Raw genomic sequence first — 13,454 nt, 5'->3', positions numbered from 1 at the left:
TGCACGACACACGGCGGGAGCCGATGGTTGCCCGCCGTGTTCTTTCGATCAGCGGCCGAGTCTGCCGCGCACCATTCCGACCATCGCGGTCATTTCCTCGATCCTCATACGCTTGGCGGCGATGTAGAAGACGCCGATCAGCAGTGCGCCGCCGACGATCAGGGAGACCAGCGAGCCGGAAGCCCCGCTGCCCAGGGTCCGGGTGATGCCGTAGACCGCGACCCCGGCGGCCAGGGCGGCGGGGACGCAGGCGCCGGTGAGGCGTGCGTACGTCCGGGTGATGCGCTTGCCGTCGAGGTCGCCGCCCAGCCGGGTGCGCAGCCGCCTGACGGCGACGCCGACGCCGACCGCGTAGGCCAGCCCGTAGGAGAAGGCCATACCGACCACGGCCCAGCGGGAGGGGAGCACGACGAAGCAGACCGCGGACGCGACGGCGTTCACCGCGGCGACGATCACCGTGTTGTAGAAGGGGGTGCGGGTGTCCTCGAAGGCGTAGAAGCCGCGCAGCACGACGTACTGCACGGAGAACGGGATCAGTCCGATCCCGAAGGCCATCAGGATGAATCCGATGTTGCGCGCGGAGTCCGTTCCGGTGCCGGCGTACAGCAGGCTGCACATCGGGACGCCGAGGGCGAGGAAGGCGAAGGCGGCCGGGACGATGGCCACGGCCGAGGTGCGCAGGCCGTAGGAGATGTCGTCGCGGACCGCAGGTGAGTCCCCGTCGTGGGCGGCGCGGGAGATCCGGGGCAGCACGGCGGCCATGACGGAGACCGTGATGATCGCCTGCGGCATCTGCCAGATCAGCAGTGCGTTGTTGTAGGCGGTGATGCCGGTGCCCTGGAAACCGAGCTTGTCGGCCTCGGACCCGGCCCAGGTGGCGAGCTGGGTGACGACGATGAGGCCGGCCTGGTTGGCGAGGACGAAGAAGAACGTCCACTTGGCCAGCTTCGCGGCGTGGCCGAGTCCGTGGCCGCGCCAGTCGAAGCGCAGCCGGAACTTGAAGCCCGCCTCGCGCAGATAGGGCAGCATCGCGATGGACTGCACGGCCAGGCCGAGCAGGGTGCCGATGCCGAGCAGCTGGATGCCCTCGGGGGAGATCGTGGTGGCGTCCATCTTGGTCGTGCCGTAGGAGCCGTAGACCCAGATGAACATGCCGAAGGTGAAGATGACGACGATGTTGTTGAGGACCGGGGTCCACATCATCGCGCCGAACTTGCCTCGGGCGTTGAGGATCTGCCCCATCACGACGTGCACACCCATGAAGAAGATCGTGGGCAGGCAGTAGCGGGCGAAGGTCACCGCGACGTCGAAGGTGGCCGGGTTGTCCGCGATCTTCGTGGACATCATGCGGACCAGCAGCGGGGCCGCGATCACGGTGAGCGTGACGATGCCGCCGAGAATGACCATGACGAGGGTCAGCAGCCGGTTCGCGAACGCGGTGCCGCCGTCCTCGTCGTCCTTCATCGCGCGGACCAGCAGCGGGACGAAGACGGAGTTGAGGCCGCCGCCGACGGTGAGGATGTAGATCATCGTGGGCAGGACCATCGCGACCGCGTAGGAGTCGCCGAGGGTGGCGACACCGATCGCCGCGGCGATGACCAGGGTGCGGACGAAGCCGGTGAGGCGGGAGACCAGGGTGCCGGCCGCCATCAGGGCGCTGGACTTCAGGATGCTGCCGCCACGGCCGGCGGAGCGCGGCGCGGGGACCGGGGCCGCCTGCTGCTCCGGCTCGGGCACAACAGGCTCCACGGGCGGCCCGACGGGCGCCGCGGTGGGCTGCTGGTCGCGGTACAGGTGCGCGAACGCGTCGTAGGGGGGCGGCTCCTCGGCCGCGTGGGTCACCAGGTCGTCCACCCCGACGTACTGCGTGGTGGCGTCGTCGCCGTACGGCATCTGGTACTGCTGTTGCTGCGGGGGCCACGGCTGCCCGTAGGGCGGGGGCGGCGGCGGAGGGTGCGCGGCGCGGTCGTAGAGCGCCTCGCCGACGGGGTCCTGCGCGGTCGGATCCTGCTGCTGGTACGGATCGTGGGCGTAGGTGTTCTGCAGATAGGGGTCCGGCGGGACCGGGTGGGAGCCCGGGGGTGGCGGCGGTACCTGTGCGCGCGGATCTCCGGCCGGAGTCTCCCGGTCGCGGTCACCGTCGTACGGCGCGTTCATCTGCCCCACCTTATTGATTGTCCGCTGTCGAGACCCGGCCTGGCTATCGGTCCACCTTCTCACCCGGCGGGGACGGGTCCGTGTTTTCCGGGGCGGTGTCCGGAGCCGGGTCACCCGGCTGCCCGGCTTCGGCGCCGACCGCACCGTCGCTCTCTTCCAAGCCGTCCGCACCGCCCGTACCGTCCGCACCATCGGCACCGTCAGTGCCGTCGTCGCCGTCACCGGCCGCGTCGCCGTCGTCGTCCCCGTCGGCATCGGTGCCACCCGCTCCGGCGGCCGCCTTGCGCTTGCGCTGGTTGTACATCTTCACGCCGGCCAGCGCGAGGAGCAGCAGGCCGCCGGCGATCACCAGCATCACGGTGTCGGTGATCGAGGTGACCTTGACGTTGAACGAGATCGGATCGCCGTACTTGACGCCGTCCTTGGTGTAGAGCTGGGCGGTCACCTGCGCCAGGCCGTTCGCGCCCGCCTTGGTGGGGAACTTCAGCGAGCGGGTGTGGCCGCCCTCGACGGTGACCGGCTGGGGGTCGCCGACGTCCAGCCGGATCTGCGCGCTGGAGGTGAGCCGCAGTTCCAGACCGGTGACGGCCTGCCCGAGTTCGTTCTTCACGGTGACCGGGATCGTGGCACTGCGCCCGGACAGCGTCAGGTTGGTCTTGTCCAGGATGTGCACCGAGCCCATGAGGTCGGTGAGGTAGGACCCGATGGAGTTACGGAACAGCGAGGCGCCGATGGGGTCGCCGCGCCAGGCGTTGGACATCGAGCGCAGGACCGCCGCGGTGAAGGGGACGGTGACCCGGTCCTTGCGGCTGAGGATCACCGTGAATCCGTTGAGCTGGCCCTGCGTCCGCTGGATGTCCTGGAACGCGCTGGTGCTGATCTCCTGCTTGCGCAGGTAGTCGGGGTACGCGGAGGTGCCGGGCACCTTGTGGTTGGCGGCCGGGTCCGCGGGCGCCTTGGTGGCCGCGTCGAAGCTGATGGTCTGCGCCCAGGGGCTGTGGCCGACCGCGGCGATGCCCTGGGCCATCTCCTGGGCCTGGGACGCGGTGGGCATGCGCTGCGGCGCGACGACGATGCTGCGCTGCTTGGTCGGCGCCTGCATGGTGATCATCAGGGTCTGGGAGAGGAACTCCTGGACCGCGAGGGTCGACGCCGAGGCGCTCGTCATGTCGCCCGTGAACGCCTTGGAGAGCACGGCGTCGCTGACCACCGCCGTGGTGCCGCCGCTGATCGGCCGGGCGGACGTCGGGGTGTAGGCGAGCGAGCCGGTCTCTCCGAAGCTGTCGCTGCGCGCGATCAGCTTGTCGGCGCCGCCGGCGGTGGCGATGTCCACGATCGACGGATCGACGGCGCCGTCGGCCGGCCAGGCCACATTGGAGGTCGGTTCCAGGCCGAGGATCGTGTCGACGGTCCTGACCCCCAGATCCGTGGCCGTCTTGAGGTGGCCGAGGGTCGCGGGGACGTCCTTGCCGTGATGGGCGATCGAGGCGATGTCGGTGTCACCGAAGGGCAGCGACACCACCTCATGGCCGGCGGTCGCGGACTTCAGGTCGTTGAGCCACTGCTTGGCGTTCTCGGTGCCCGTACCCGGCGTGGTGTGCGCGACGTCCCCGTCCGGACCCAGTACCCGGTAGCTGCGGGTCATGAAGTCGACGGTGGCGAGCAGGTCCGGATCGACGACCCAGGTGATCGGCAGGGTCTTGCCCAGCTCCACCAGCTCCTGCAGCCGGCCGCCGGGGGCGAGATCCGCCGCGAGGTCGTCGTCCAGGAAGATCGGGCTCTGCTGGTCGTCGGTGTCGCTGCGCACCGCCAGATGCGGCCGGTCGGCCAGCGGCCACAGGAAAGTGAACTGGGTCGGCTTGGCCTCACCCTTCGCATACCAGGGGAGAAACGTCCGCTGGATCCCCAGGACGTGGTTGTAGGCCTCGTCGGCGGTCTGGCCGTTGAGGGTGACTCCCAGCTGGTAGACGCCGTCAGCACCCAGCTCCAGGGCGCTCACGGGCACCTTCAGGGAGAAGGCGCTGCTCGCGCCGGACGGGATGTCCGCCAGCTTGGCCGTGTGCTCGGTGATCAGGCTGCCGTCGTCTCCGGTGCTCCCGGTGCGTGCGGCGGCGGAGCTGATCGCGCTGCGGCTGGTCAGCGGGCTGCTGGAGGAGACCCGCAGTCCGGCCTCGGCATGGGTGATCGTGGCCCGTCCGGTGTTGGTGACGGTGCCCTCGACGGTGATCGTGCCGTCCTTGGCCGGGGTGACCGGGTCCACGGATTCCAGGGACACCTGGGCGGTCCGTGATCCGGTACCGGCCGAGGCGGCGTAGGAGGCGGGTGCGGCGTGCACCTGCAGCAGGCCCGCGAAGAGCGACGCCCCGGCGATCAGCGCGGCCGCGCGGCGTAGCCGCCGCGGACGAGCCGTGGGTGTACCGGGTGACTGTGCCGCCTCGCCCACTCGTTTGCCCGTCCTGTCGTCAATCGGATGTGCGTCCTGGCATGTTAACGATCGGGCGAGAGGCAAAGTGCTGCGGACTGCTCCATGTGGACCGGGGACATAACGCGGAGGCCAGGAGGCTCGCGGCCACGTACCCTTTTACGTTGTGCCGAATGCCAACAATGACCCCCAGATCCAGCAGGCCCCTCACACGGTCGCGCCGGTCGCCGAAGACCTCGGCCGCCGCTTCCAGGAAGCCGGCTTCAAGCTCGCCCTCGTCGGCGGCTCGGTCCGTGACACCCTGCTCGGCAGGCTCGGCAACGACCTGGACTTTACGACCGACGCCCGCCCGGAACAGGTGCTGAAGATCATCCGGCCCTGGGCGGAGGCCGTGTGGGAGGTCGGTATCGCCTTCGGCACCGTCGGGTGCATGAAGGACGGCTTCCAGGTCGAAGTCACCACCTACCGGTCCGAGGCTTACGACCGGACCTCCCGCAAGCCCGAGGTCTCCTACGGCGACACCATCGAGGAGGATCTGGTCCGCCGCGATTTCACGGTCAACGCGATGGCCGTCGCGCTGCCGGGAAGCGTCTTCGTCGACCCGTACGGCGGCCTCGACGACCTGGCCGGACGGCTGCTGCGCACTCCCGGTACGCCGGAGGACTCCTTCTCCGACGACCCGCTGCGGATGATGCGCGCCGCGCGCTTCGCGGCCCAGCTGGACTTCGAGGTCGCTCCCGAGGTCGTCGCCGCGATGACGGCGATGGCGGACCGTATCGAGATCGTCTCGGCGGAGCGGGTCCGGGACGAACTGAACAAGCTCATCCTCTCGGACAACCCGCGCAAGGGTCTGCGGCTGCTGGTCGACACCGGGCTGGCGGAGCGGGTACTGCCGGAGCTCTCGGCGCTGCGCCTGGAGCGTGACGAGCACCACCGGCACAAGGACGTCTACGAGCACTCGCTGACCGTCCTGGAGCAGGCCATCGACCTGGAGACGGACGGCCCCGACCTGGTGCTGCGGCTGGCCGCGCTGCTGCACGACATCGGAAAGCCGCGGACCCGGCGCTTCGAGTCCGACGGCCGGGTCTCCTTCCACCACCACGAGGTGGTGGGCGCGAAGATGACCAAGTCCAGGATGGCCAAGCTCAAGTACCCCAACGACATGATCAAGGACGTCGCGAGGCTCGTCGAGCTGCATCTGCGGTTCCACGGGTACGGCACCGGGGAGTGGACGGACTCCGCCGTCCGGCGTTACGTGCGGGACGCGGGCCCGCTGCTGGGCCGGCTGCACAAGCTCACCCGGTCCGATTGCACGACACGGAACAAGCGCAAGGCGGCGGCGCTCTCCCGTACCTATGACGGGCTGGAGGAGCGGATCGGCGAGCTCCAGGAGCGGGAGGAGCTCGATTCGATCCGCCCGGACCTGGACGGCAACCAGATCATGCAGATCCTGGATGTCCCGCCCGGTCCGGTGATCGGCAAGGCCTACCAGTTCCTGCTGGAGCTGCGGCTGGAGAACGGCCCGATGGCCGAGGAGGACGCGATCGCCGCACTCAAGGAGTGGTGGGCGACGCAGGGCTGACCGCTCCGGCGGATGCGATGTTCCACGTGGAACATGGCACGGCCCGGACAGGCCCGGACGGCGCGAGGGGCGATGTTCCACGTGGAACATCGCCCCTGCGTGCGTCCGTGAACCGGGTGGGACCAGGTGGGACTACTTGTCCTTCAGGCAGAGCAGGAAGTCGCTGCCGCTACCGGACTCGGTGTACTGGTAGCGGAAGTCCGGTGCTGCCGCCGAGCACTTCTCTCCGGCCTCGGTGCTGCCGTACGTGCCACTAATCACCGCCAGCACCTTGTACTGCGCCTTGGCGTCCGTGCAGGAGACGACCTCCAGGTCCGGGTTGGTGTTGCTGGTGCTACCGCGGTGCATGCAGTCGCCGACGGCGGCCGTGCTGGCGCTCTTGTCGAGCGCGTTCACCCCGATGATCGCGGCGATCACGATGAGCGGGACCAGGATGCCGTAGGCACCCACCCGCCCGAAGATCGGCTTTCCGGGCTCGCGGGGCGGCCCCCAGCCACCGGTGGGCGCGGGGAGCTTGTTGAACTTGCCGCGTGCGCCCAGGTTGATGAGCAGGGTGACCGGCGTGATGACGAACGAGGCGATGCCCCACCAGCCCTGCCACAGGGTCTTGGTGGTCATGTCGCGGTGCGTGGCTATGCCGCAGGAGCGGCAGTAGTTGGCCTTCAGCTTGAGGAATCGCATGATGACCAGGAAGCCCTGGTGACCGCGGACCGTGGCGTGGACTGCGGGGTAGCCACCGCAGAAGGTGCACGCGCCGGGCTGGGCTCCCTGCTGGGGATACGGCTGCGTTCCCTGCTGCCCGAACGGGTTGCCGCCCTGCGGCGGTTGCGGCTGGCCGTACGGGTTCCCGCCCTGGGGCGGCTGCGGCTGCCCGTACGGGTTGCCGCCCTGCTGGTACTGCGGTGGCGGTGAAGTGGTCATGGGTGTCCCCCGAATGGGATGTATGAGCGACGTAAGAACGGGCGAACACTACTGGAGACCCCTGACACGGAGCATCGCCAGGGCCACCACCGCGTACAGCAGGGCCAGTAGGGCGATCAGCAGAGCGGACCGGCCGTCCGGCGGAAGCATCAGGGCGGCGACCGCCGCGGCGCCGACGAAGGCGACGTTGAAGGCCACGTCGTAGAGCGAGAAGACCCGTCCCCGGTACGCGTCGTCGACCGAGGACTGGACGACGGTGTCGGTGGCGATCTTGGCGCCCTGGGTGCAGATGCCCAGGGCGAAGGCGGCCACCAGCATGGGCGCGGGGTCGAACGGCAGGGCCAGCGGCGGGAGAAGCACGGCGGCGGACCCGGCGCAGACCGTGATCCAGCCGGCGGTGCCGAAGCGGGCGGTGGCCCAGGGCGTGACGACGGCGGCGGCGAAGAAGCCCGCACCCGAGACCCCCACCGCGAGTCCGAGCAGGGCCAGCCCACCGCTGCCGTCGTCGCCCGGCCGGTCCGACGCGGTGTTCCAGGCGTAGCGGCACAGCATCAGCAGGACGACGGTGAGTGCGCCGTAACAGAAGCGCAGGGCGGTCATGGCGGCCATGGCCCGCACCGCGGCCGGGCGGCTGCGCAGATGGCGCAGCCCCTCCGCGAGGCCGTGCACGGTGCCGGTCAGCGCTGTGCCGAGGCGTGGTTGGACGAGGTCCGGGTCGGGGCCGAGGAGGTCGCGGTCCAGGGCGAGGGCGGCCAGGCCCGCGCAGAGGTAGACGAACGCGGCGAGCAGCACCACGGTCGCGTCGGCTCCGGCGCCCTTGGCGAGGCCGAGGTGGACGAGGAAGGCGAGGCCGCCGCCGGCCGTCGCGGCCAGCGTTCCCGCTGTCGGCGACAGCGAGTTGGCCATCACGAGCCGCTCCCGGTCCACGACGCGCGGCAGCGCGGCCGACAGCCCGGCCAGGACGAAGCGGTTGACGGCGGTGACGGACAGCGCCGACAGATAGAACAGCCAGTCCGGGACATGCGCCAGGATCAGCGCGGCCGTGCCGCAGGACAGCACCGCGCGCAGCAGGTTGCAGTACAGCAGGACCTGGCGGCGCCGCCAGCGGTCCAGCAGCACCCCGGTGAACGGCCCCAGCAGCGAGTACGGCAGCAGGAGCACGGCCATCGCTGAGGCGATGGCGGCGGGGGACGCCTGCTTCTCGGGCGAGAACACGACGTACGTGGCGAGCGCGACCTGGAAGACGCCGTCGGACAGTTGGGACAGCAGGCGCACCGCGAGCAGCCGCCGGAAGTCGCGCAGCCGCAGCAGTACGCGGAGATCGCGCACAACAGCCATGGGCACAGCCTCACATGACGCGTCAGGCCCCGGGTGCACCACCCGGGGCCTGACGGTTACGCGTCGTGCGTGATCGGCGGTTCAGCGGCGATCAATGGCGATCGGCGGTTACGTGCCGATCGACCGGTGAGCCAGAGCCGGCTGGGCTCAGCGCTCGACCTCGCCCTTGATGAACTTCTCGACGTTGTCGCGGGCCTCGTCGTCGAAGTACTGCACCGGCGGGGACTTCATGAAGTACGAGGACGCCGAGAGGATCGGGCCACCGATGCCGCGGTCCAGGGCGATCTTCGCGGCACGCACCGCGTCGATGATGACGCCGGCCGAGTTCGGGGAGTCCCAGACCTCGAGCTTGTACTCCAGGCTCAGCGGGACGTCACCGAAGGCGCGGCCCTCGAGGCGGACGAACGCCCACTTGCGGTCGTCGAGCCACGCCACGTAGTCCGACGGGCCGATGTGCACGTTGTCGGCACCCAGGTCGCGGTCGATCTGCGAGGTGACGGCCTGCGTCTTCGAGATCTTCTTCGACTCGAGGCGGTCGCGCTCCAGCATGTTCTTGAAGTCCATGTTGCCGCCGACGTTCAGCTGCATGGTGCGCTCCAGCAGGACACCGCGGTCCTCGAAGAGCTTCGCCATCACACGGTGCGTGATCGTGGCGCCGACCTGCGACTTGATGTCGTCACCGACGATCGGCACACCGGCCTCGGTGAACTTGTCCGCCCACTCCTTGGTGCCGGCGATGAAGACCGGGAGGGCGTTGACGAACGCGACCTTGGCGTCGATGGCGCACTGCGCGTAGAACTTCGCAGCGACCTCGGAGCCGACGGGCAGGTAGCAGACGAGAACGTCGACCTGACGGTCCTTGAGGATCTTGACGATGTCGACCGGGGCCGCGTCCGACTCCTCGATGGTCTCGCGGTAGTACTTGCCGAGACCGTCGTGGGTGTGACCGCGCTCGACGGTGACACCGCTCTGCGGAACGTCGCAGATCTTGATCGTGTTGTTCTCGCTGGCGCCGATGGCGTCCGCGAGGTCGAGGCCGACCTTCTTCGCGTCGACATCGAAGGCGGCCACGAACTCGACGTCACGCACGTGGTAGTCACCGAACTGCACGTGCATGAGGCCAGGCACGCGGCCGTTCGGGTCGGCGTCCTTGTAGTACTCGACACCCTGCACCAGCGACGCGGCGCAGTTGCCCACGCCAACAATGGCTACGCGAACCGAACCCACGGTTGCTCCCTGTGTAATCGTCACGCGGTTCCCCGGTCTCCGGGTTGGCCGCCATGTTCTTGAGTGTTGCGGTCTTGTGTGTTGTCGTCCTGCTTGGCCGACGGGCGCGTGGTGCGCCCGTTGCGCTCGGTCTCGATCAGCTCGTTGAGCCAGCGGACCTCGCGCTCCACCGATTCCATGCCGTGCCGTTGCAGCTCGAGCGTGTAGTCGTCGAGCCGCTCACGGGTGCGCACCAACGAGGCGCGCATCTTGTCCAGGCGTTCCTCGAGGCGGCTGCGCCGCCCCTCGAGGACGCGCATCCGAACGTCCCGTGACGTCTGGCCGAAGAAGGCGAAACGAGCCGCGAAGTGCTCGTCCTCCCATGCGTCCGGCCCTGAGTGGGCGAGGAGCTCCTCGAAGTGCTCCTTGCCCGCCGTGGTCAGCCGGTAGACGATCTTCGCCCGGCGGCCGACGAGGGGAGCGGCCAGCGGATCCACGTCCGGAACCGTCTCCTCGATCAACCAGCCCTGGGCGACCAGCGTCTTCAGGCAGGGATAAAGGCTGCCGTAGCTGAACGCGCGGAACACACCGAGCGAGGTGTTGAGCCGCTTGCGCAGCTCGTAACCGTGCATCGGGGATTCGCGCAGCAGGCCGAGAACAGCGAATTCGAGGATCCCGGAGCGCTTGCTCACTGCCCCCGCCTCTCCGTCCTGGCCACCGCTGAACCCGGGTCCGCCCCGGTGTGTGGTGGTGCTTGTGCCGACTCGATGTATCGACTCGATACATCGCGACGATAGAACGGCTTGATCTATCTGGCAAGGCGGCCCGCGGTGACCGGTGTCACATCGGGAAACCTGTGAAGGCCCAGCCGCCCGTTATGTGACGAAGGTTGGTGTCACAGGGCTTTTGAGCCTGCGTACTCTGTTCGCCATGCAGAGCACCGGGAACCCTGTGACGCGCGTGAGCGTCTTGGTCCTGGGTGCAGTGCGGCCTGACACTGCCGCACTCAGGGGGACCCACGGATATTCATTGCCGCCTTCAGGCGATCCCGCCTGTTCTAGGAGTAGCTGTTCATGAGCGATCACCGTCGCAAGCCGCCGCAGTCGCCCGGCGGCGGCCGCGCAGCCGCCCGGCGCGGAGCGCAGCAGCAACCGCCGCCGTCGTCCGGTGGCCGGCGCGCCGCAAACCCGCCGTCCCAGGGACCGTCATCGGGCGGATCCGCCGGTGACGGGCCTTCCTATCCCGGCCGCGCGGCTGCTCGCCGTGCTTCGCAGGGCGGTCGCCGCCGTGCGGCGAACGCTGCCGAGGGCGCGGGTGTCGCGGAAGGCGCGGGCGGTTCCGGTGGCGGCGGGCGCCGCAGGACCGGCGGTGGTGGCAGCGGCAGCGGCAGTGGCAGTGGTCCCGGCCGTCCCCCGAAGAAGCGCTTCATCGACTATCCGCGCTGGGGCAAGACCGGCTGGCGCCACTGGATGCCGTCCTGGAAGCAGGTCACGTCGCTGACCATCGCGTTCCTCGGCACGCTGGTCGGTATCGCGGGCATCGCGTACGCGATGGTGAAGGTCCCGAACGTGAACCTGGCCGCCACCGCGCAGAACAACGTCTACTACTGGGACGACAACACCCCGATGATCGCGACCGGCGGGGAGATCAACCGCCAGATCGTGCCCATCGAGTCGATCCCGAAGGCGATGCAGAACGCGGTCATCTCCGCGGAGAACAAGAGCTTCGAGGGCGACAGCGGCGTCGACCCCATGGGTATCGCGCGAGCCCTGAAGAACATGGCCACCGGCGGTGAGGTGCAGGGTGGTTCGACGATCACCCAGCAGTACGTCAAGAACTCCCGGCTCGACCAGTCGCAGACGATCACTCGTAAGTTCAAGGAACTGTTCATCTCGATAAAGGTCGGCGCCAGTGTGAGGAAGCCGGACATCATGGCCGGCTACCTCAACACCTCCTACTACGGGCGGGGTGCCTACGGGATCCAGGCCGCGGCCCGGACGTACTTCGGGGTCGACTCCGACAAGCTCAACCCGAGCCAGTGCGCGTTCCTTGCCGCGCTGCTCAAGGGCCCGACGTACTTCGACCCGGCCGGTGCGGTGGACATCGACCAGCACGCCACCCCCGAGGCCAACAAGGCACGGTCCATGGACCGCTGGAAGTGGATCCTTGACGAGGAGGTCAAGGACGGCCGCCTGGAGCCCGCGGATCGCGCGAAGTACACGGCGTACCCGATGCCGGGCCCGGTGAAGAAGAACGCGCAGATGGCCGGGCAGATCGGCTATCTGGTGGGGCTGGCCAAGTCCTACGTCACCAGCAACACCAACGTCACGGCCGACATGCTGACCAAGGGCGGCTACCAGATCCACACCACCTTCAACAAGAAGAAGGTGGCGGAGCTGGAGGCGTCGATCAAGGCGGTCCGCGACAAGAACCTGAAGCCGGACACCCGTAAGGACACCTCGGGGAAGAACACCACCCTGGACAAGGACGGCGGGTTCGTCGACAAGTTCGTGCAGTTCGGTGGCGCCTCGATCAACCCCAAGGACGGCGCGATCATCGCCATCTACGGCGGTACCGACGCGACGCAGCACTTCACCAACAACGCCGACGAGACCGGCGCGCAGGTCGGGTCCACCTTCAAGCCGTTCGTCCTGGCGGCCGCGATGACGCACGGATCGCGTGACCCCAAGGGGGGGCCGGAGCAGGGTGACGACGAGCGCACCAAGGTCTCGCCGAAGAGCATCTTCAGCGGTAAGAACGACCTGAAGATCAACACCTACGACGGCAAGCCCTGGCACGACAACAAGGGCGACGAGTGGACCCAGCCGAACGACGACGGCGAGTCCGAGGCGAAGGTCACGCTGCGCGAGGCCATGGAAAAGTCGATGAACTCCCCCTACGTCCAGCTCGGTATGAACGTGGGCACCGACAAGGTGCATGACGCCGCGATCGCGGCGGGTCTGCGGCCCTCCTCGTCGAACGGTCTGAACGACTACAAGAACAGCGTCACGTACTCGATCGGCACCTCGTCGCCCAGCGCGATCCGGATGGCCGGGGCGTACGCGACGTTCGCCGCGAACGGCACGCAGAACGACCCGTACTCGGTCACCAGCGTGTCGGACAAGAGCGGACAGATCTACAAGCACGAGAAGAAGTCGAAGGTCGCCTTCGAGACGAACGTGGCCGACACCGTCACCAACGTGCTGCAGGGCGTGGTCCAAAAGGGCACCGGCGAGCCGGCGAAGCTCGACGACGGCCGCGAGGCCGCGGGCAAGACCGGTACCACCGACGACAACAAGTCGGCCTGGTTCATCGGCTACACGCCGGCGCTGTCGACCTCGATCGGTATGTGGCGACTGGACGACAAGGCCGAGGCCAGCAAGAAGACCTTCCTGTCGATGTACGGGACCGCCGGCAAGGCGAAGATGCACGGTAATTCGTTCCCGGCGCAGATCTGGCACGACTACATGACCGAGGCCCTCAAGGGCACCCCGAAGCAGACCTTCAACGAGCCGTCGAGCGATCCCGGCGAGGTGATGTACGCGCCGGGCACCAGCCCGACGCCCACGCCGTCGCAGACGACGCCCAGCCAGACCCCGTCGACGACCAAGCCTCCGACGACGCCCACGACGACGCCGCCCACGTCGCCGTCGAACACGCCGAGCGGTACGCCGCCGACGTCCTGCGGGCCGCTCGACTGGCCGCCGTGCAACCACACACCCGGTGGTGGCGGCAGCACCTCGCCGACGCCCTCGACCACCCCGCCCCGCAACAACGGCGGCGGTGGGAACAACAACGGTTTCTCCGACTGACGGATGAGCCGTCAGC

8 protein-coding genes are annotated in these 13,454 nt (G+C 68.7%); 2 read left to right on the top strand and 6 right to left on the bottom strand.

What is annotated here, in order from left to right; all coding sequences use genetic code 11:
* Positions 1–48: 48 nt before the first annotated feature.
* Positions 49–2,157, bottom strand: coding sequence for a murein biosynthesis integral membrane protein MurJ (murJ, locus tag O3W51_RS00445; RefSeq protein WP_138351163.1), 2,109 nt, complete (start codon positions 2,155–2,157; stop codon positions 49–51).
* 43 nt (positions 2,158–2,200) lie between these two features.
* Positions 2,201–4,600, bottom strand: a complete 2,400-nt coding sequence (locus tag O3W51_RS00440; RefSeq protein WP_138351162.1) for a DUF6049 family protein — start codon at positions 4,598–4,600, stop codon at positions 2,201–2,203.
* A 145-nt stretch (positions 4,601–4,745) separates the two neighbouring features.
* Between O3W51_RS00440 and O3W51_RS00435 the strand changes: the two genes are divergently transcribed.
* Entirely contained in the window at positions 4,746–6,161 is a 1,416-nt protein-coding gene (locus tag O3W51_RS00435; RefSeq protein WP_138351161.1) for a CCA tRNA nucleotidyltransferase, read from the top strand.
* Positions 6,162–6,293: 132 nt separating this feature from the next.
* On the opposite strand, the gene O3W51_RS00430 is transcribed toward O3W51_RS00435, so the two are convergent.
* The 4 genes from O3W51_RS00430 to O3W51_RS00415 form a co-directional block, all read right to left on the bottom strand.
* Positions 6,294–7,082 carry an LppU/SCO3897 family protein gene (locus tag O3W51_RS00430; RefSeq protein WP_187144947.1) on the bottom strand — a complete coding sequence of 263 codons (789 nt, stop codon included), beginning with the start codon at positions 7,080–7,082 and terminating at the stop codon, positions 6,294–6,296.
* A gap of 48 nt (positions 7,083–7,130) precedes the next feature.
* A complete protein-coding gene (locus O3W51_RS00425) occupies positions 7,131–8,420 on the bottom strand; it encodes an MFS transporter (protein ID WP_138351160.1) in 1,290 nt (429 codons plus the stop codon).
* A 147-nt stretch (positions 8,421–8,567) separates the two neighbouring features.
* The gene (locus tag O3W51_RS00420; RefSeq protein ID WP_138351159.1) at positions 8,568–9,647 is read right to left on the bottom strand and encodes an inositol-3-phosphate synthase; all 1,080 of its coding nucleotides are present in this window, start codon (positions 9,645–9,647) and stop codon (positions 8,568–8,570) included.
* A 20-nt stretch (positions 9,648–9,667) separates the two neighbouring features.
* Positions 9,668–10,318, bottom strand: a complete 651-nt coding sequence (locus O3W51_RS00415) for a PadR family transcriptional regulator (RefSeq protein ID WP_138351158.1) — start codon at positions 10,316–10,318, stop codon at positions 9,668–9,670.
* A gap of 381 nt (positions 10,319–10,699) precedes the next feature.
* Here O3W51_RS00415 and O3W51_RS00410 point away from each other — a divergent pair, with 381 nt between their 5' ends.
* Positions 10,700–13,438 (top strand): transglycosylase domain-containing protein, encoded by a 2,739-nt coding sequence (locus tag O3W51_RS00410; RefSeq protein WP_198357237.1) that lies wholly within the window; start codon positions 10,700–10,702, stop codon positions 13,436–13,438.
* Positions 13,439–13,454: the final 16 nt, after the last annotated feature.

Origin of the sequence: Streptomyces sp. H39-C1 (genome assembly GCF_027158125.1) — a bacterium.
GTDB lineage: Bacteria > Actinomycetota > Actinomycetes > Streptomycetales > Streptomycetaceae > Actinacidiphila > Actinacidiphila fildesensis.
Note: the sequence above shows the minus strand (reverse complement) of the source record. Positions and strands in the feature narration are given on the sequence as shown.